We start from the raw sequence: 21,362 nt of genomic DNA, 5'->3' as shown, positions 1-21,362 counted from the left end.
GTTCCAAATATGCACGTTAAAGGAGGAAATATCATGTCCGTTGAGAATCCAAGTCAAGAAAGATTAAAAGAAATCCTGGAGAATGCCAAGACCATCGCAGTTGTCGGTTTATCTGCTAATCCGGAAAGAACATCGCATCAAATTGCCAAAAGAATGCAGGAGGAAGGATATAAAATCGTTCCAGTTAACCCGACGATTGATGAGGTGCTTGGAGAAAAAGCGTATCCTTCATTAACAGAAGTTAATGAACCGATAGATATTATTAATGTTTTCCGCCGGCCGGATCAGCTGATGGAAGTTGCAAAGGATGCAGTACAAACAGACTGTAAAATGTTCTGGGCGCAGCAGGGGATTGTGAATGAAGAAGCTTATGATTATTTAAAGGAACATGATTTTGAAGTAGTGATGGATCTTTGTATAAAAGTGATACACGCCGTGTTATTGAATTAATGTGTTATCATTTATTTTATACGCGATGAGAAAAGCTGAATCCGGAATGATAAACCGGATTCGGCTTTTCTCATTTTAAATGTGCATCCGTGTGCAAACATCTTAAATAAATGATTATCTTGCTTTTCTGCGATTTTTCCAATAAGATATTAATGATGTAAATATGGATAGAATGCGTTTATCCTGATTGGATGAAGTCTCTCTATAAAGATTTATCGGCAAGAAAGCATGTTTAGACTAGACGAAAAAACAAATTCTGCTCTATAGTGTATAAACAAGGTATTTGCTGACGTATCGGCGAAAAAAATACTTTTATTGAGCTAAATAAGGCGCTTTACCAAAATCTATGGGTGATCAATGAGTATTATTTTGATGGTAGCAACCGCTACGGAAAAACACTGCAGATTTTGGTGTTGAACCCTAAATAATAGGTTTGATTCTTTTTCTATTTGCGAATGAAGAACGAATGTTCTATGATGTGTATATGAGGAAGTTTGAAAGGAGAAGATGATTCGTGGAGAATGAATATCAATACTCTGACAGTTCCATCCAAGTGCTGGAAGGGCTGGATGCAGTACGAAAACGACCGGGAATGTATATCGGAAGTACAGATATTCGCGGATTACATCATCTTGTTTATGAAATTGTAGATAATGCTGTAGACGAGGCACTAGCTGGTCACGGCAATCAAATTACGGTAACCATACATAAAGATGACAGTATTTCTGTGGAGGACAGCGGCAGAGGAATGCCGATTGGAATGCATGCGACGGGAAAACCGACCATTGAAGTTATTTTTACGGTGTTGCATGCAGGCGGAAAATTTGGTCAAGGAAGTTATAAAACAAGTGGCGGATTGCACGGAGTAGGAGCCTCTGTCGTCAATGCTTTATCTGAATGGCTGGTAGTCACCACCTATCGTGACGGGCATAAGTATGAACAGCGTTTTGAAAATGGCGGGCATCCTGCAACCACATTAGAAGATAAAGGGCCTTCGAGAAAAAAAGGTTCTTGTATCCACTTTAAGCCGGATCCGACTATCTTCTCGATAACCGCATTTAATTTTGAAACCATTTCCGAACGTTTAAGAGAATCTGCCTTCCTTCTTAAAGGTTTGAAAATTGAACTGCAGGATGAGCATGACGGAGAACATCAGGTTTACCAATATCCTGATGGGCTGGAGTCTTTTGTAAAATGGCTGAATGAAGAAAAGGACGTGCTCCATCCGGTTGTCTCCTTTGAAGGGGAACAATCCGAAATGGAAGTTGACTTTGCTTTTCAATTCAATGATGGATTTGCTGAAAATATGCTTTCTTTTGTTAACCATGTACGAACCAGGGATGGCGGGACGCATGAATTCGGGGCAAGAACAGCCATTACTCGTACGGTAAATGATTATGCTAGAAGAGCCGGGCTTTTAAAAGAGAAAGATAAGAACTTGGAAGGAACGGATATCCGGGAAGGGATGACTGCCGTGGTATCTGTCCGGGTGCCGGAGAATAAGCTGCAATTTGAAGGGCAGACAAAAGGCAAATTAGGAACAACAGAGGCCCGTTCCGCTGTTGATGCGGTTGTTTCTGAAAACCTGACATACTTTTTAGAAGAAAATGCAGAGACTTCTTCCTTGCTGATCAAAAAATCTATCCGTGCCAAAGAAGCGCGGGAAGCTGCTAGAAAAGCGCGGGAAGAAGCCCGTACCGGGAAGAAACGAAAAAGAAAGGATTCGTTGTTGAGCGGGAAACTAACGCCGGCACAATCCAAAAACCCAAAGAAAAATGAGTTATACCTTGTTGAGGGAGACTCTGCAGGCGGTTCTGCAAAGCAGGGCCGTGACCGTAAATTCCAGGCTGTACTTCCGCTTAGAGGAAAGGTCATTAACACGGAAAAAGCAAAACTGGAAGATGTTTTTAAAAATGAAGAAATTTCAACGGTTATTCACACGATAGGCGCGGGCGTCGGCGGAGATTTTAATATGGAAGATGTCCAATATGATAAAATTATCATTATGACAGATGCAGATACGGACGGGGCACATATCCAGGTATTGTTGTTAACTTTTTTCTATCGTTATATGCGGCCTTTGGTGGAAGCAGGAAAAGTATTTATTGCACTTCCGCCGCTGTTTAAAATTACGAAAGGAAAAGGAAAACAGGAAAAAACACGTTATGCCTGGGATGAAGAAGCGCTCCAAAAAGCAGTAAAAGAACTAAAGAATGGTTATGATATCCAGCGCTATAAAGGACTTGGTGAAATGAATGCGGACCAATTGTGGGAGACAACCATGAACCCTGAATCCCGTACGCTTATCCGTGTCTCCATTGATGATATTGCCCGGGCGGAACGCAGAGTAACGACGTTAATGGGAGATAAAGTGGAACCCCGTCGTAAATGGATTGAAGGGCATGTTAAATTTGGTTTGCAAGAGGATGGAACCATTTTGGAAAATGAAAATATTCATAAAGAAGATTAGTTCGGATTGTAAGGAGTGATTCCACTTGGATCAAACAGAGAAATATTTAGATCTTCCTTTAGAAGAAGTTATAGGGGACCGTTTTGGGAGATATAGTAAATATATTATTCAGGACCGGGCACTGCCGGATGCCAGAGATGGTATGAAACCAGTACAACGGCGTATTCTTTATGCTATGCATACAGAGCGAAATACCCATGATAAGAATTTTAGAAAAGCGGCGAAAACAGTTGGAACCGTTATTGGTAACTACCATCCGCATGGAGATTCTTCTGTATACGAGGCAATGGTCCGTTTAAGCCAGAATTGGAAAGTGCGTAATAGACTGATTGAGATGCACGGAAATAATGGCAGTATCGACGGTGATCCTCCTGCAGCTATGCGTTATACAGAGGCGAGGCTATCCCCGATTGCATCAGAACTTCTTCGGGATATTGACAAAGAGACCGTTGAATACATTCCTAACTTCGATGAAACAACCGATGAACCTGTTGTTTTGCCGGCGAAATTTCCGAATCTCTTAGTGAATGGCTCTACAGGTATTTCTGCAGGATATGCAACGGATATTCCTCCTCATAATCTGGCGGAAGTCATCGATGCAGTCATCATGCGGATGGATAAACCGACATCGAGTGTCGATGATTTAATGCATGTGTTGAAAGGACCTGACTTCCCGACTGGTGGCATTATCCAAGGGGTCGAAGGTATTAAGAAGGCATATGAGACAGGCAAAGGAAAAGTTGTCGTCCGCGGAAAAGCAGCGATTGAAACGTTAAAAGGTAACCGGGAACAAATTGTTGTGACAGAAGTACCTTTTGAAGTAAATAAAGCCACCATGGTGAAGAAGATGGATGAACTCCGCATTGACAGGAAGGTGGAGGGCATTGCAGAAGTGCGCGATGAGACAGACCGGACAGGGCTCCGTATTGTTGTTGAACTGAAGAAAGACGCGAACAGTGAAGGCATCTTAAATTTCTTATATAAAAACACAGACCTGCAGATTACGTACCATTTCAATATGGTGGCTATTAAAGATAAAACACCGACGCTTTTATCGCTGCCGCAGCTTCTTGATGCGTATATCAGCCACCAGCGCGAAGTTGTAACCAACCAGACGCGGTTTGATTTAAATAAGGCGAAGAAAAGAGCCCATATTGTGGAAGGGTTAATCAAAGCCATTTCCATTTTAGATGAGTTGATTGCAACCATCCGTGCATCAAAGGATAAAGCGGACGCTAAACGTCAGATTATGGATAAATACGACTTTACAGAGCCTCAAGCTGAAGCCATTGTTACCTTGCAGCTGTACCGGTTAACGAATACGGATGTTGTCCAGCTGGAAGAAGAAGCTAGCGAGTTGCGAGAACAAATGGAAAAACTGTCAGGAATTTTGGATAGTGAAAAGAAACTGCTGCAAACCATTAAAAACGATTTGAGACAAATCAAGAAAAAATTTGCTGATAACCGTCGTACACATATTGAAGATAAAGTGGAAGAGCTGAAAATCAATATCGAAGTAACCGTGGCAAGTGAAGATGTCTTGGTTTCCGTAACGAGAGACGGTTATGTGAAACGGACCAGTCTCCGGTCTTATGCGGCTTCCAATAATGAACATTTACCGCTGAAAGATGATGACCATCCAATCAGCCTGCTGGAGGTTAATACGACGGACGATATCATGCTGTTCACAACCAAAGGAAGATATATTCTTTGTGCTGTTCATGAGTTGCCTGATATTCGCTGGAAGGATATGGGGCAGCATATTTCACATATTGTCCCGCTGGAAAAAGAAGAACATTTGCTGAAGGTTATTCCTGTTCGTGATTTTAAGGAAGAACAAGGGTATTTAATGTTCTTCACCAAAAATGGCATGGTCAAACGAAGCGAATTCCAGCTTTATGAAGCACAACGTCGCGGGAAAGCATTAATTGCTTTAAATCTGAAAAACGATGATGAACTTGTTCATGTTACCCGGACAGACGGTCAGAAAGATCTGTTTATCACAACCAATAAAGGTTTTGGCCTATGGTATGAAGAAAATGAAGTTTCTATTGTCGGGCAAAGAGCAGCCGGAGTAAAATCTATTGCCCTAAAAGATGATGACTTCGTCGTTAATGGACAAGTTTTTGGCCCGGAAGCACCTAAAGATTTATTTATCATCACACAGCGCGGGGCCAGCAAACGTATGAAGTTAAAATCCTTTGAAAAATCCAGCCGGGCCAAGCGCGGATTAACCATGTTGAAGGAATTGAAGAAAAAACCGCACCGGATTCAAGGGTTCTTTATGGTAGATAAACAGGACATGATTTGCTATGAAACCAAAAATGGAGATACACAGAAAGTAAATCCACTAGAGTTTTCTGCATCCGACCGTTATGGAAATGGATCATTTATGTTTGATGCTGATCAAACAGGAGAAGTCATCGAAGTATATAAAGAAACCGTTTATGAAAAGCCATTTGAAGCTAACGAAGAAGAATCATAAAGGTAAGTTTATCTCCTTAACATGCAAAAAGCATAGTTAGGGAGATTTTTTTATCTTTTCCTTTGCCTAAGCCTCAGCTTTTGATAAAATAAATATGGAAACGCATTCATTATTTGCAAAAGGGGGCACGAGAATGGATTTTGATTTAACAAAAGAACAAAAAATGATTCAGCGGATGGTTTCGGACTTTGCAGAAAAAACAATCCGGCCAAGAGCAGTAGAAATCGATGTTAATGCAGCTTTTCCAAAAGACATCTTTCAAGACATGGGAGCGCTCGGTTTATTAGGAATTCCTTTCCCTGAAAGTTACGGCGGCTCAGGCGGTGATACCATTTCATATGCTGTTGCTGTTGAAGAAATCGGGAAGCGCTGCGGAAGTACTGGACTAAGCTATGCAGCGGCAGTGTCTTTAGGTGCGAGTCCTATATATTATTTTGGAACGGAAGAGCAGAAGCAAACGTTTTTAAAACCAATTGCTGAAGGAAACACTTTGGGTGCTTTTGGTTTAACAGAGCCTAATGCGGGGTCCGATTCCGGGGGGACGAAAACAACCGCAAAACGAGATGGAGATGAATATGTTATTCAGGGAGAAAAATGTTTCATTACCAATGCCAGTTTTGCGGAATTTATTATTGTAACAGCAGTTACTAAAAAAGATGCAGATAATAAGAATAAGATTTCTGCCATTATTGTGCCGACAGATTCGGAAGGACTGACCATTCGCAGTGATTATGACAAAATGGGAGTCCGTGGATCAGATACGGCAGAAATTGTTTTAGATAATGTTCGTGTCCCTAAAGAAAACCTCTTAGGTACAGAACATCAAGGGCATCAACAATTTTTGAAAACATTAGATGGCGGAAGAATTTCCATTGCGGCATTAGCTGTCGGTATTGCGCAGGCTGCCTTAGACCGTTCTTTGCAGTACGCCAAAGAGCGGAAGCAATTCGGAAAAGCGATCTCCAGTTTTCAGGCGATTCAATTTAAATTAGCGGACATGGCGATGGAAATTGAACTGGCACGTAACATGGTTTATAAAGCAGCCTGGTTAAAGGATCAAGGCAGAAATTTTTCCAAAGAAGCAGCTTACGCTAAATTATATGCAACGGAAATGGCATTTCGTGCGGCAAATCAAGCGATTCAAATTCATGGCGGTTACGGATACATGCGGGAATATGAAGTGGAAAGGCTGCTGAGAGATGCGAAGTTATTAGAAATTGGTGAAGGGACATCGGAGATTCAGCGGCTGGTTATTGCCAGACAGCTGGGATGCTAGAAAAGGAGAGAAGGCTATGATAGAAAAGGTTTTAATTGCCAACCGCGGGGAGATAGCCAGAAGAATTATACGCAGTTGCAAGCAGCTGAATATCCAGACGGTAGCTGTTTATTCGGATGCTGATGAAAATGCATTATTTAAACAAGAGGCTGACGAGGCATACCATATTGGTCCTTCCCAAGTGCAGCAAAGCTATCTTCAATTAGACAAAATGGTAGCGATTGCGAAAAAGGCGCATGCTGATGCCGTTCATCCCGGCTATGGTTTTTTAAGTGAAAGCCCGGCATTTGCAGAACGGTGCAAAGAAGAAGGAATTATCTTTATTGGCCCGGAAGCGTCTATCTTAAGATTGATGGGAAGCAAAATTGAAGCCCGGAAAGCGATGATAGCAGCTGGTGTACCTGTCATTCCTGGTACAGACCGTGCTGTGGAGTCGGCAGAAGATGCAACCCGTTTTGCGGAACAGATTGGCTATCCTGTTATGTTAAAAGCATCTGCTGGCGGTGGCGGCATCGGGATGGAGATTGTACATTCTTCCGTTGAATTGCAAAAAGCATTTGAAAATAATTCTAAAAGGGCAGCATCTTTCTTTGGTGATGGAGCGATGTTTATAGAAAAACAGATTACAAACAGCAGACATATTGAAGTGCAGGTGTTAGCAGACCATCATCAGAATACGGTTCACTTATTTGAAAGAGAATGCTCGATTCAGCGCCGCAACCAAAAGGTATTGGAGGAAGCGCCTTCTCCATCTATTTCTGAGGAACTTCGCAGGAAATTAGGAGAGACAGCTGTGATTGCTGCGCAAGCGATTCATTATACGAATGCCGGAACGATTGAATTTTTAGTCGATGAATCGGAGCAATTTTACTTTTTGGAAATGAATACACGTATTCAGGTAGAGCATCCTGTCACAGAAGAAATAACGGGTATGGATATCGTTCAAGAGCAAATCAACATTGCTAATGATCAGAAGCTTCCTTTTGCACAAGAAGAAATAACAAGACAGGGGCATGCGATTGAAGGAAGGATTTATGCAGAAGATCCAGTGCGCTTTTTTCCATCCCCGGGTAAAATCACTACGCTGGAACTACCTCAAGGAGAGGGCGTGCGGAATGAATGCGGGGTGACGTCCGGAGATACGGTAACACATTTTTATGACCCGATGATTGCCAAACTGATTGTTCACGGGGAAAATCGGTCAGAAGCAATTCATAAGCTGGAAAAAGCGCTGCAACAATTCAAAGTAGAAGGAATTAAAACCAACATACCAATGCTTCAGGAAATTATTACGTATGAGGCGTATAAAAAAGGGGATACCCAAACCAATTTTTTAGATAAATATTATCAACCAAATACAGGAGGGAATTAAAATGGAAATCAAAGCATCGATGGCAGGAAACGTATGGAAAATCACAGTACAGCAGGGGGAAGCTGTGGAAGAAGGACAGGATATAGTTATTTTAGAGTCTATGAAAATGGAAATTCCGATTGCAGCAGAGGAAAAAGGTGTTTTAAAGGAATGGAAGGTGCAAGAGGGTGATTTTGTAAATGAAGGCGATACCATTGCGGTTGTCGAATAAAACAGTTTGGGGTGAATGTTTATGCAATTAGTAAACTATGAAACGGTTGATCATCATATAGCTGTTATTACATTAAATCGGCCGGAAGCTGCAAACGCTTTATCCACGGCTTTGCTCACAGAATTAGAGCATTGTATTCAAAAAATAAAAACGGATGAAAAAATTCGTACGGTGATTATTACTGCTAGCGGAGAGAAGGCTTTTAGCGCAGGGGCTGATTTGAAAGAACGAAAGACAATGAATGATGAAGAAGTTGCAGCCGCCGTACAGAAAATTTCCAACGTCTGTGATTCCGTAGAGAAATTAGATGTACCCGTTATTGCAGCTCTTAATGGCGTTGCTTTTGGAGGAGGTCTGGAGCTGGCTTTGGCCTGTGATCTGCGTATTGCTGCGAATCATGTGAAAATGGGCTTAACAGAGACATCTCTGGCGATTATACCAGGAGCCGGGGGGACCCAGCGATTGCCGAGATTAATCGGGATAGGTCAGGCCAAGCTGCTTATTTATACGGCCAAATCAATCTCTGCAGAGGATGCTTTCGCGATTGGACTGATTGAGCGGTCAGTCGCTGCTTCCTTTTTACAGGATGAGGCAGTCAGTATCGCCCGGAAAATAACCAAAAATGGACCAATAGCAATCAAACAGGCAAAACAGGCGATAAACCAGGGGATGGATTTGCCAATGGATGAAGCGGTTCAACTGGAACATGCTTCTTATTTAAAACTTATCCCGACAAAAGATAGAAAAGAAGGCTTGCTTGCATTTCAGGAAAAAAGAAAGCCGGATTATCACGGAAATTAGAGCTGGGAAGGAGCGTGCTTATATGCGTAAGGAAGAAGAGTTGGAGCAGCGCATTGAAAAAATAAAACAGGGCGGAAAACAAAAATATCATGATAGCAATGCTGAGAAGGGGAAGCTGTTTGCAAGAGAAAGAATTCAACTGCTTTTTGACTCACATGATGTTATCGAAGACGGGTTATTTGCCAATGCAATGGCAGCGGATTTGCCGGCAGATGGTGTCATTACGGTGATGGGGAAAATAAATGGCCAGACGGTTTGCGCGATGGCGAATGATTCTACGGTCAAAGCGGGAAGCTGGGGGCAGCGGACGGTGGAGAAAATTTTACGCATCCAAGAGACCGCAGAACGGCTGGAAGTACCGATGATTTATCTGGTTGATTCTGCTGGTGCCAGAATTACAGATCAGATAGATATGTTTCCGGGGAGAAGAGGAGCGGGACGCATTTTTCATAATCAAATTAAGCTGTCTGGCAGAGTGCCGCAAGTCTGCTTGTTATTTGGCCCATCTGCTGCCGGCGGTGCCTATATTCCGGCCTTCTGCGATATTGTTGTTATGGTCGATGGTAATGCATCGATGTATTTGGGATCCCCGCGTATGGCGGAAAAGGTCATTGGTGAGAAGGTTTCCTTAGAAGAAATGGGCGGAGCAAAAATGCATTGTACGACTTCGGGAGTAGGCGATGTTTTAGTAGATACCGAAGAGGAAGCGATTCAATTTGCACAGAAGTACTTAACCTATTTCCCTGCTAATTTTCGGGAAAAACCGCAGCAGTTGGCACCTGTAGAACCAAAAACTTTTGATAAGTCCATTAGCGAAATTATCCCGGAAAATCAAAATGTGGCGTTCAATATGTATGATCTGATAGACCGCATGATTGATAAAGATAGCTTTTGTGAGATAAAAAAGCGATTTGCTCCAGAATTAATTACAGGTTTGGCGCGTATTGACGGTCAAAGTGTAGGATTGATTGCAAATCAGCCGCGTGTAAAAGGAGGTGTTCTTTTTACCGATTCAGCAGATAAAGCAGCAAAGTTTATCCAATTATGCGATGCATTCGGGATTCCATTACTGTTCTTAGCCGATGTACCCGGATTTATGATTGGAACGAAGGTAGAGCAGCAGGGTATTATTCGCCATGGAGCCAAAATGTTGTTTGCAATGAGTGAAGTAACGGTACCCAAAATTTCCGTGATTGTTCGTAAAGCTTATGGGGCAGGCCTTTATGCAATGGCAGGGCCCGCTTTTGACCCGGATTGCTGTTTGGCATTCCCCAATGCACAAATTGCTGTTATGGGACCGGAAGCAGCCGTAAATGCTGTTGAAGCAAATAAAATTGCCAAACTGCCAGAAGAGGAGCGAGCAGCTTATATTCAGGAAAAGCAGGCTGCCTATAAAGAGAACATTGATATTTACCGTTTAGCTTCGGAAATGATTATTGATGATATCATTCATCCGGATTATCTCAGAAATGAGCTGGCCAGCCGTTTCTCCGTTTATCAGAATAAGAAAAAGCAATTTACAGAACGGAAACATGGGGTCTACCCGGTATAAAACATTATTAAAACGCTCAGATTACTTCGAACTCTGAGCGTTTTTACATATTATTTTAATCAACTATAATATTATTATGTAAACTAAAATAATAATTCCTAGAAATCAACACCAATATTCCGTATAATAAGGATATAGTGCGAACGTCAGGAATAACAGTATCGAAGCGATGAACAGCTATGAATAAGTTGGAAAAGGGGTAAAGGCTTGTGATCACGTATATGGAAAAAAAGGTAACAGAACAACAAATTGCATCTCTCTATCAGGAAATGATAAACAAAGGGGACAAAGTGAATGCAGATAAGATGCTCGATATGCTGGAAAAATACACGGATCAAGAATTTATTATCACCTTGACAGGTCATTTTTCTGCAGGGAAATCTTCGCTGATTAACCACCTTTTAGGGGAAGAAATTTTGGCGAATAGTCCGATTCCTACCAGTGCAAATGTGGTTAAAATCACATCTGGAGAAGGAACTGTCAACGTGTTTTTTCATAATGGAGAAGTGGTAGAGTATCATGAACCGTATAATTTAGAACAAATTAAACAGTTCACTCAAAATAAAAATGATATTAAAAAGATGCACATCAGTACAGGAAAAGCCATTTTGCCGCCGCAAACAGCTGTTTTGGATACACCTGGTATTGATGCTGCCGATGATGTGGATAGGGTGCTGACAGAAGCATCGCTGCATTTATCAGATTATCTGATTTACGTCACCGATTATAATCATGTGCAATCGGAAGTAAATCTATTATTTTTGCAGGCGATGCAAGAAAATGGCCTGCCGTTTATGGTGGTTATCAATCAGATAGATAAGCATAACGAAGCGGAATTGCCTTTTGTCGAATTCGATAAAAAAATTAAACAAACGTTTGATCAATGGAATCTTCACCCTTCTTCTATTTTCTACACATCTCTCAAAAATGCTGAAGCACCGCACAATGCGTGGGAAGAATTGAAAGACACGGTATTTCATATGCTGCAATCAAAGGATGAATACATGACGATGGATGCAAGCATTCGACAAATCGTCCGTGATCATAAAGAAAAAATTCATCGGGAAATGTCGAACCAAAAAGCATCTTTGGGAGAAGTTGACGGAGCTTCCCTGACCCAGGAAATGGAAACCCTCACGCAAGAAATAGAAAACTTGGAGCAACAGCCGAAAAATATAGCGGCCTCTTTTTTAGATGAAGTGGATCAGACCGTCAAAAATGCTTATCTTATGCCGGCTGATGTAAGAGATTTTGCAAAAAGTTATTTGGAATCCGTGCAACCTGATTTTAAAGTGGGCGGATTATTTACAAGCAGTAAAAAAACAAAAGAAGCGAAAATAGAACGAAAACAAGCCTTTATGGAAGCTTTAGAAAAGAATGTGGAAACAACTTTAAAATGGAAACTCCGTGATAAGTGGTATGAACATATAGAAGCCCATCAACTTGATTCTTCTTATCAGGAAAAAGGTGTCTCTTTCCTGGAATGGTCTTTAAGTGAAGATCTGCTGGAAAGTCATTTACGTAAGGGTGCGAACCCTAATGGCGATTATGTTTTAAACTATACGAATGAAATTGCTTCCAGTTTAAAAACATATTTCAAAAAAAAGATGCGGCAGTTAACAAATGAAGTAAAACAAGAACTGGAGGCAAAGAATGAGAACGCGTTAGAAGAACGGAAACGCGCGTTGGAAAGCTTGCAGGAGAAACAGGAAGAGCAGCAAGCTAATCAGGCGCTTGATAAGGAAGAAGAAGCTTATTTCAAGCATTTAGATGAACAGGAAGCCGCTCCAGAAGTGTCAACAGATATCATCGCTGCGATGAAGGAGGAGCTAAAAGCCCGACAAGTTACTCCTAAGCAGGGAACCGCGGACTTGGAAATGTTGAAAGAGGAAGCACAGGTGGAAGAACCTGCAGATGAACAAGGTGAGACAGAAAATACGGTGCATCATAATACCGATCAAGATGTTGTCCGTGATATAGATGATGTATTGCAAGTGGTTCAATTACCGGGTTTTGAAAGTTATCAGCAGGATTTAAAGAAACGAAAAGTATCTTTGACAGAACGATCTTATACCATTGCTTTATTTGGTGCTTTCAGTGCTGGAAAATCATCCTTCGCCAATGCAATTCTGGGTGAACGTGTCCTGCCGGTATCGCCGAATCCAACCACTGCAGCAGTTAATCGGATTCGCCCGGTTACGAAGGAAAATCAGCATCGGGACGTTATTGTCACTTTTAAATCTGAAGCCATGCTAAAGGATGACATCCAAACCTTGGCAAAAGAATGTGAGCCGCCTGATGCTTCTCTGGATGAGCTTATTACCTGGCTGGAAACAGAAGAAGTGCTGACCGATGCACGTTTACCAAAAATGTATCAAGCGTATTTACGGGCGATGATAGCAGGTTATGGGCAGGCGAAATCGGTTATCGGCTCATCTAAGAAAATTACCTTTGATGCATTTGCGTCTTACGTGACAGATGAAGAAAAAGCATGCTACATTGCATCGATGGACCTTTTTTATGATTGTGCCGTAACAAAGCAGGGCATTACGCTTGTCGATACGCCTGGTGCGGACTCCATTAATGCCAGGCATACGAACGTATCCTTTGAATATATCAAACAGGCAGATGCTATTTTATATGTTACCTATTATAATCATGCGCTTTCCCGCGCAGATAAAGATTTTCTAATGCAGCTGGGGCGAGTAAAAGATGTATTTGAATTAGATAAAATGTTTTTTATTGTCAACGCCGCAGACTTGGCCAGCAATCAAGAAGAGTTAGATCTGGTAACCGGATATGTTAAAGAACAATTAACGCAATTGGGAATTCGTTTTCCGCGTCTTTATCCTGTTTCAAGCAAGCTCTCTTTAGCAGAGAAATTAGAACAAAAACCATTAAATCAGCAGATGCAGGCTTTTGAATCTCGCTTTTATGATTTTATTCATTATGATTTAACGGCACTGGCGAAAAGAGCTGCCATCAGCGATATGGAGCGTTCAGATGAAGCGCTGGAACAATTTATTCAATCCTTAAAACTGGATCAATCAGCAAAAACAAAACGAAAAGAAGATTTACAGCAAGCGTATCAGCAAATCATTCAATATGCAGAAAACCTGGACGTCACTTCAACAGAAAATCGCTGGCATCAAAAATTAGAAAAACAAACGTATTTTTTAAACGGGCGTTTTGCTATCCGGTTCCATGACCTCTTTAAAGAAATGTATAATCCAGGAACCATCACCGAGTCCGGGAAAGCAGGACGGGAACAGCTGACGAAGCAATTTGAACAGCTGGCGTTATATGTGGAAACCGAATTGCATCAGGAGTTATTAGCTGTTTCTTTACGAGTGGAGCAGCTCTTGAAAGATTTATTAAAAACCAATCAGCAGGAAATGATTGCAAAAGCGAAAAACCTGGATCCGGTTTTTTCGATAGCAGAATGGGATATGATCTCGTTTGACACACCTGATATCACGACCCGACTGTCGGTTGAAAAGGAGCAGGAGCTTCAGAAATTATTTGCGCGATTTAAAGATACAAAAACATTCTTTGTTCAAAATCAAAAAGAAGAAATCAAAGAGCAGTTATATACCATCATTGAATCAGATATTCAAACTTTCATAGAAGAAGGAAGAAGGTTAATCCAGTTGTCTTATCAAGCGCAGTGGGATCAAGGAATAGAACAGGAAAAAACAACCCTTGTCCATGAAGCGGATGTCCTTTATCAGCAATTTATCGACCGCTTATTTGTAGAAGTGGATATGGATGATTTAGAGCAGCGCAAAGAACGAATGAACAGTATTTTGGATGCATATAGAGAGGAAGGAAATAAATCATGACAGCAAATAAAGTTTTATTAGTAGATGGAATGGCGCTTCTGTTCCGGGGATTTTTTGCAACATCTTTCCGGGGGAATTTTATGTACAATTCTAAAGGCGTTCCGACAAATGGTGTTTATCAATTTTTGCGCTATTTAACAGATGCCATTCACACTTTTGAACCAACGCATGTTGTCTGCTGCTGGGATATGGGGAGCAAAACTTTCCGGACCCAGATGTATGACGGCTATAAAGCCAATCGCGATGAACCGCCGGTGGAACTGATTCCCCAATTTGATTTAGTAAAAGAAGTAGTGGATTCTTTTGATATCCCGAATGTCGGGTTGGTAAATTTTGAGGCGGATGATTGTATGGGAACCCTTGCCAATATGTATAATCCTGAAAATGACGTATTTATTCTTTCTGGGGACCAGGATTTACTGCAATTGGTAAAAGAAAATATTCGTGTGGTTATTATGCGGAAAGGTCAAGGCAATTATGAAGTCTTTGACAAGGATAACTTTTATGAGAAAAAAGCACTTTCTCCTGCACAAATTATTGATTTAAAAGGGCTGATGGGAGACTCTTCCGATAATTACCCTGGAGTAAAAGGTATTGGAGAAAAAACAGCATTGAAGTTACTTCAGGAATTTGGAACAATCGATCATTTAGTTGATAATATCGAAAAGCTTCCTAAAGGAGTACAAAATAAATTGCAGGCAGATATGGATATGCTTTATCTATCAAGAAATCTTGCGGAGATAAAATGTGATGTTCCGATTTCTTGTGATTTAGAAAGTTTTACATGGCGTTTTCAAGAAGAAAAAGTAACCACGGAATTAAGTAAACTGGAATGGAAACATTTGGGCCGGTTGCTGGCGCCATTAAGAGCTAATACAACGATATCATTTTAAATCCAGCTGACATAAGATGGGGGTATCCTTTGTACCTGGTAGGGGTATAAAAGATACCCCCCTTTCTTTTGGAGTGGCGAAGTAAAACCGCACACAGATTAGGGATTTCAAAAACTGAAAATAAATAGTTTTTATGATGGATGTACACTAGAGGTGTATAAGTATTTATTATTGTTAAAAATATGGAAAATAATAATGAAATTTGGTAAAAAGGTTTTCCATCGTTATAATAGAGGAAGATAAGTATGGAAGAATAAATAAAGATAAATCTGGGTATGTCTTGTAGATAGACGATTATGAAAGGAATAGAGTAAACAGAAGGGAGCAAAAAGTATGAGAGTAGTAGATAACATTACGGAATTGATTGGAAATACGCCGATGGTAAAATTAAATAAACTGCAGCCGGAAAATGCAGCAGAGGTTTATGTGAAGCTGGAAATGTTTAACCCGAGCGGGAGTGTAAAGGACCGGGCTGCAGCTCATATGATTGAAGTTGCTGAACAAGAAGGGCTTATTCATCCCGGGGACACGATTATAGAACCGACAAGCGGGAATACAGGAATAGGGCTTGCGATGGCTGCCTCAGCCAAGGGATATGAGGCTATCCTGGTGATGCCGGATAATAGTACGGCAGAGAGAAGAAATCTTTTAAAGGCTTATGGAGCAAAAGTTGTGTTAACACCAAGCAATGAAAGAATGCCGGGTGCCATAAACAAAGCATTAGAATTGCAAGAGGAAATACCAGCAAGCTTTATCCCTCAGCAGTTTAAAAATATCTCGAATCCGGACGCCCATCGTCAAACAACCGCGCTGGAAATTTTAAAAGATACAAATGATCAATTAGATGCTTTTGTTTGTACAGCGGGTACAGGAGGAACAGTGACAGGCACAGGGGAATCATTGAAAGAATACATTCCGGATCTACATATTGCTGTGGTGGAGCCTAAAGGTTCCCCGGTATTATCCGGTGGAGAACCGGGTTCGCATAAATTAGTAGGTACGAGTCCGGGCTTTGTACCTGAAATTTTAAATACATCTATTTATGATGAAATCATTCAAATTAATGATGAGCAGGCATTACGTTTATTAAAAGAACTTGCACAGAAAGAGGGATTGTTTATTGGCCCGTCTGGTGCAGCTGCTGTTTATGCAGCGATAGAAGTTGCTAAACGTCTTGATTCGGAGCAAAAGGTTGTCTGTATCGCGCCTGACACGGGAGAGAGATACCTGTCCATGGATTTTCTGCAAGACAATAATTAACACGCAGGCGAATCACCTATTTTCTTATACTGCATAGTTTACAATAAAGAAATTAAAAATGCTGATTCTTTATTTGAACGCACTATATCATTGGCAGAGCAGTATGTAGTTCAGGAAACGTCATACGATTTTATACAATATAAAAAAACCTTTATTTTTCATTGTTTTTCTTTGTTATTCTTGCTATAATACAGTCAAATTCATTATTCATAGGTGAACGATAGAGGTGCAAAAACCATCAGTATATATGCGGAGTCCGAACAGGCCGGCGATGAAGCATATAGAAAGGGGGATTTGCCGAAGCACAATAAGCCCTGTTCTTATTGTACTGGAACCAGGATTGAATAAATCCGGTGCTGTCATATAGGGGACTATGTGGAGGGCTATCAGCTGAGAGGACATGGAAATGTTTATGCAGCAGCGGTCTCCGTTGGTGCATTTTATTTTGTGGAAATTGTTAAAGTATTGGATAATGATAAGAGAAAATAAATTCGGGAGTAGTAAGAAAATAACACTGACTCTGCTTATCTTTATTACTTTCCACCCTCTAGTTTTTAAGGCACTTTAGTAAGGTGCTGCCGTCTATTTTTCATTATGAAATGTTGATATTATAAAAAGAGGTTTAAAAAAAGGCCGAATTAGAAGCAAGAAGATCAAGGCGGTGTGGCTTTTCCGAACGGAGCGTATGTTATTAAATACGTGAGTATCGGAAAAGCCGCGCCAACGCAGAGATTCGCCGCTTATCATTTGGAGTTTTTTTGAACTTCCTATAAAAAGGGTGTGTTGTTATGAATTTTGGGAAAGTGGTAACGGCGATGGTAACGCCATTCAACGAACAGCAAGAAATTGATTATGAAGCATTGGATCATTTAATTGAACATCTGATTGCTAATGGCTCCGACGGGGTGGTAGTCGCAGGAACAACGGGCGAATCCCCAACTTTATCAAATGAAGAAAAGCTGGCATTATTTTCACATACGGTACAAAAAGTAAATGGAAGAATTACAGTGATTGCTGGCACTGGTTCCAACGAAACAAAAGGCTCTATTGCGTTGTCACAAGCTGCTGAAAAAACAGGTGTGGATGCTATTATGCTGGTAACACCTTATTATAATAAACCTTCTCAGGACGGTTTACATGCGCATTTTAAAACGATAGCTGATTCGGTGCAATTGCCTGTGATGCTATATAACGTACCTGGCAGAACTTCTGTTGATTTGGCAGCAGAAACGGTTATTCGTTTATCGACGGTGGATAATATTGTGGCTATTAAAGATGCGAGCGGTAATATGGATAAGGTAACGGAAATGGTAGCGCAAACGGACGCGAGCTTTTCTGTATATAGCGGAGAAGATGCAATCACATTGCCGTCTCTTGCAGTTGGGGCAGTAGGCATTGTTTCGGTTTCAGCCCATGTAATCGGTAATGAGATGCAGGAGATGATCACTGCATATGAACAGGGAGAAGTGAAAAAAGCGGCTTCAATCCATCAGCGCATTTTACCGGTTATGCAGGAAATGTTTGCAGCACCTAGTCCAGCTCCGGTAAAGGCAGCTTTGAATCGGAAGGCTGTAAATGTCGGCGGTGTTCGTTTGCCATTACTTTCATTAAATGATGAGCAGCTGCAATCATTAAATCGTAAATTAGAACTGCTTGAGCAAGTAAAATAATTGGCGCTATCAAGTTGAAACCTCTCTAAATCATTTAGATTTAGGGAGGTTTTTAGCGTGGATTTGTCTGCAATATAGTCAATATTCCTAAAAACATACCACAATACCTATCAACTTATTCAGATTAAATGATAAAATATAATACAAATAATGAATAACAGAGAAGGGAATGGGGAGTCGATGAGTGAAACATTCATTCAAGCGGATGACAGTATTACACTATGGGGAATGATCATTATTTGGGCATCCGTCAGTATTTATTTGGAACAGCGCTACAATTGGGCCTCCAAGGTTACTGGAGCAATTATTGCGTTAGTCGGTGCCATGATTTTATCTAACACGGGTGTTATCCCATTAGAATCACCGGTGTATGATGCAGTCTGGTCTGTGATTGTTCCATTGGCAATACCACTATTGCTATTTCATGTGAACATTAAAAAAATATGGAAGGAAAGCAGCAGATTATTACTTATTTTCCTGCTGAGTTCAATCGGAACGGTGGCAGGAACCATTATTGCGTTTTTTACTTTGCGGAATCATATTCCTTTTTTAGATCAATTGAGTGGTATTTTCAGTGCTACATATACAGGAGGAGGCGTGAATTTTGCAGCGATGTCTGCTAAATTTGATACTCCTGAAGCCATTACCTCTTCAGCTGTGGTTGCTGATAATTTAATGATGGCTTTGTTATTTATTATTCTGATGATGATACCTGCTGTTAACTTTATCCGTAAACGATATTCAGCGCCGCATGTGAAACAAGTAGAACAAAGGCAATCGGATGCTGATAAGACATTGGCGGAAAGCTTTTGGAAGCGGAAGGAAGTTTCTTTGAAGGATATGGCACTCTCCATTGGGACGGCTTTTCTTTTAGTTATTGTCTCCTTAAAAATTGCAGAATTCTTTGCTGGCATCATCCCAAGCGGTGACGATGCTTCTTTTTTTAATAACTTATTGAGCGGGATCATAGGAGACCAGTATCTGGTACTGACAACACTGACTTTTATAGCGTTGGCTGTATTTCCAAATTATTTTTCCGGGTTAAACGGAAGCCAGGAAATGGGTACGTATCTGATTCACCTCTTTTTTGTCGTTATCGGAATTCCTGCTTCTATTCCTTTGATTATCCAAACGGCGCCATTATTACTTTTATTTGCATTTATTATTGTGGCCATTAATTTAATACTGTCACTTGTTTTTGGGAAATTATTCAAGATGAGCTTAGAAGAAATCCTTTTGGCCAGCAACGCAAATATTGGAGGTCCGACGACGGCAGCTGCATTTGCGATTGCGAAAGGATGGAAACAGCTGGTCGGACCGATATTAATCGTCGGAACACTAGGGTATATTGTAGGGAATTATATCGGTACCTTTCTTGCTGTTTGGTTTGGCTCTATCATGTAAGTAATTGTAAAAAATCTGTTTCTGTCTATTAAGATAGAGCAGATTTTTTTGATGTAAGCTGCATTTGAAAGAAAAAATGCTTAGATTTGTTGAAAGCAATTCAAACATAGTATAATTCACATAAGTTAGTCCATTAACTTATGATGGAAGGAGTAGCAGCAGCTGATTTGGTAAATAATAGAATAGCGGCTGTTGATGCTCTATTGCTGTATTAAAGAGACAAAAAAGGTTGGGATAGCAATTTTCAAGCGATTATTATTTTTGCTGTTTATTATATTATTAGCTGTTTGGACAAAAACGCTATGGGAAGATCCGGTTCGTGATTTGGTCCCGGATGCTGTCAATGATGCGTTTTCTTATGTAAGCGACTTTGTGACAGATGCGATAGATAATGACTTTTATTTTCGTCAAATATCCGATGAGGCAACGTCTTTGGTAGATTCCATAACCGGTTCAGATACAAACAGAGAGTATGAGCAAGTAGAAACACCTGAACTCACTACTCCAGAAGAACAGTCCTTTTCTGTTGGTAATGTGGAGATTGGAGATACAAAAGAACAGGTGGAAGACATGTACAGTGAGCCGGCACGTCAAAGTCAAAATGAGTATGGCGTCGAGTGGTCTACGTATCATGAAAATTATAAAAACTTTATGATGGTAGCGTACGATGAGCAGGAGGTTGTACGTGGACTCTTTACCAATCAGGATTTACTGTCTTCGCAGCATGATATTGAATTGGGTGATTCCAAATCATTTGTCAATGAGACATTAGGTGAGCCGGAAGAGGTGATCCGTAATGGCTGGTTTAATTATAACATTGAGAGTGAAGGGGAATATGATGTTTATCATATGGATGGCACGTACGCAACCATCTTTTATGATCTGCATGAATCAGATGAAGTCACAGCCATCCAGCTGATAGACGAGGATTTAGAATCTGCAAAAAGCACCCTTTATACGCCTGGCAATGAAGAGCTGAAAGAAGGGCTGGAATATCAATTATTTGATTTAACCAATGCAACTCGTGTGAAGCATGACCTGTCTATTTTGGAGTGGGACGAAGAAGTAAGAGAAACGGCGAGAAAACACAGTACGGATATGGCTGCCAATCAATTTTTCAATCATACGAATCTAGATGGACAGTCCCCTTTTGATCGAATGCGGGAAGACGACATTTCCTTCTTAAGTGCGGGAGAAAATCTTGCGTATGGACAATTCAGCAGTGTGTTTGCTCATCAGGGATTGATGAATTCAGAGGGACACCGAGAAAACATTTTACACGATACATTTAGCCATTTAGGCATAGGCGTTGATTTTAATGAAAGCGATCAGCCATTTTATACGGAAAATTTTTATCAATAATGTGTTCTGATTTTAGAACACCCGCAAGCTGTTAGAAGCAAAATCTAATAGCCTGCGGGTTTTTTTAAAGGATGAGGGTTCGCTTTTTATATGCTTTTATTAGTAGAAGCTGTTACAACAAAAGCAGAATCTCCTTCTATTTCTATGACGCTGTCTGTTATCACAATGATTCGATTCACGACATTTGTGATGATGATCGTTGCTGTGATGATCTCGGCAATGACAACGTTTTTCATGTCTGCTTCTGCATCCGCAATGGCTTTCATGTCTGCTGCCACAGTGACAGGATTTATGATCTCTGTGACGATAGTCAC

The 21,362-nt window shown here is 40.8% G+C and carries 15 protein-coding genes and 1 riboswitch; of the genes, 14 read left to right on the top strand and 1 reads right to left on the bottom strand.

Going from position 1 to position 21,362, the window contains the following annotated elements; all coding sequences use genetic code 11:
* Positions 1 to 33 precede the first annotated feature (33 nt).
* The 14 genes from B7E05_RS12660 (at position 34) to B7E05_RS12595 (ending at position 21,048) form a co-directional block, all read left to right on the top strand.
* The gene (locus B7E05_RS12660) at positions 34 to 450 is read left to right on the top strand and encodes a CoA-binding protein (protein WP_080874544.1); all 417 of its coding nucleotides are present in this window, start codon (positions 34 to 36) and stop codon (positions 448 to 450) included.
* A gap of 514 nt (positions 451 to 964) precedes the next feature.
* Positions 965 to 2,920 (top strand): DNA topoisomerase IV subunit B, encoded by a 1,956-nt coding sequence (gene parE, locus B7E05_RS12655; protein ID WP_080874543.1) that lies wholly within the window; start codon positions 965 to 967, stop codon positions 2,918 to 2,920.
* Between the two features lie 25 nt (positions 2,921 to 2,945).
* Entirely contained in the window at positions 2,946 to 5,405 is a 2,460-nt protein-coding gene (gene parC, locus B7E05_RS12650; RefSeq protein ID WP_080874542.1) for a DNA topoisomerase IV subunit A, read from the top strand.
* 133 nt (positions 5,406 to 5,538) lie between these two features.
* Complete coding sequence (locus B7E05_RS12645) at positions 5,539 to 6,681, top strand: acyl-CoA dehydrogenase family protein (protein WP_080874541.1); 1,143 nt, start codon at positions 5,539 to 5,541, stop codon at positions 6,679 to 6,681.
* A 16-nt stretch (positions 6,682 to 6,697) separates the two neighbouring features.
* A complete protein-coding gene (locus B7E05_RS12640; RefSeq protein ID WP_080874540.1) occupies positions 6,698 to 8,053 on the top strand; it encodes an acetyl-CoA carboxylase biotin carboxylase subunit in 1,356 nt (451 codons plus the stop codon).
* A 1-nt stretch (position 8,054) separates the two neighbouring features.
* The gene (locus tag B7E05_RS12635) at positions 8,055 to 8,264 is read left to right on the top strand and encodes an acetyl-CoA carboxylase biotin carboxyl carrier protein subunit (RefSeq protein WP_080874539.1); all 210 of its coding nucleotides are present in this window, start codon (positions 8,055 to 8,057) and stop codon (positions 8,262 to 8,264) included.
* Between the two features lie 21 nt (positions 8,265 to 8,285).
* Positions 8,286 to 9,065 (top strand): enoyl-CoA hydratase, encoded by a 780-nt coding sequence (locus tag B7E05_RS12630; protein ID WP_179134538.1) that lies wholly within the window; start codon positions 8,286 to 8,288, stop codon positions 9,063 to 9,065.
* Between the two features lie 22 nt (positions 9,066 to 9,087).
* Positions 9,088 to 10,617, top strand: a complete 1,530-nt coding sequence (locus B7E05_RS12625) for an acyl-CoA carboxylase subunit beta (protein WP_080876300.1) — start codon at positions 9,088 to 9,090, stop codon at positions 10,615 to 10,617.
* 209 nt (positions 10,618 to 10,826) lie between these two features.
* Positions 10,827 to 14,459 carry a dynamin family protein gene (locus B7E05_RS12620; RefSeq protein ID WP_245833085.1) on the top strand — a complete coding sequence of 1,211 codons (3,633 nt, stop codon included), beginning with the start codon at positions 10,827 to 10,829 and terminating at the stop codon, positions 14,457 to 14,459.
* On the top strand, positions 14,456 to 15,352 hold the full coding sequence (locus B7E05_RS12615; protein ID WP_080874537.1) for a 5'-3' exonuclease: 897 nt from the start codon (positions 14,456 to 14,458) through the stop codon (positions 15,350 to 15,352). Before B7E05_RS12620 ends, B7E05_RS12615 begins: the two co-directional genes overlap by 4 nt.
* Before the next feature lie 333 nt (positions 15,353 to 15,685).
* Entirely contained in the window at positions 15,686 to 16,612 is a 927-nt protein-coding gene (gene cysK / locus B7E05_RS12610; RefSeq protein WP_080874536.1) for a cysteine synthase A, read from the top strand.
* 213 nt (positions 16,613 to 16,825) lie between these two features.
* Positions 16,826 to 17,006: riboswitch (Lysine riboswitch) on the top strand.
* A 394-nt stretch (positions 17,007 to 17,400) separates the two neighbouring features.
* Positions 17,401 to 18,282 (top strand): 4-hydroxy-tetrahydrodipicolinate synthase, encoded by an 882-nt coding sequence (dapA, locus tag B7E05_RS12605; RefSeq protein WP_080874535.1) that lies wholly within the window; start codon positions 17,401 to 17,403, stop codon positions 18,280 to 18,282.
* Between the two features lie 180 nt (positions 18,283 to 18,462).
* Complete coding sequence (locus B7E05_RS12600; protein WP_080874534.1) at positions 18,463 to 19,686, top strand: DUF819 family protein; 1,224 nt, start codon at positions 18,463 to 18,465, stop codon at positions 19,684 to 19,686.
* 195 nt (positions 19,687 to 19,881) lie between these two features.
* Entirely contained in the window at positions 19,882 to 21,048 is a 1,167-nt protein-coding gene (locus B7E05_RS12595; protein ID WP_080874533.1) for a CAP domain-containing protein, read from the top strand.
* 86 nt (positions 21,049 to 21,134) lie between these two features.
* Here the strand turns inward: B7E05_RS12595 and B7E05_RS12590 are convergent, their stop codons facing one another.
* Positions 21,135 to 21,362 (bottom strand): hypothetical protein, encoded by a 228-nt coding sequence (locus tag B7E05_RS12590; protein ID WP_143833234.1) that lies wholly within the window; start codon positions 21,360 to 21,362, stop codon positions 21,135 to 21,137.

This window comes from Oceanobacillus timonensis, assembly GCF_900166635.1.
Classification (GTDB): Bacteria; Bacillota; Bacilli; order Bacillales; family Amphibacillaceae; genus Oceanobacillus; species Oceanobacillus timonensis.
Note: the sequence above shows the minus strand (reverse complement) of the source record. Positions and strands in the feature narration are given on the sequence as shown.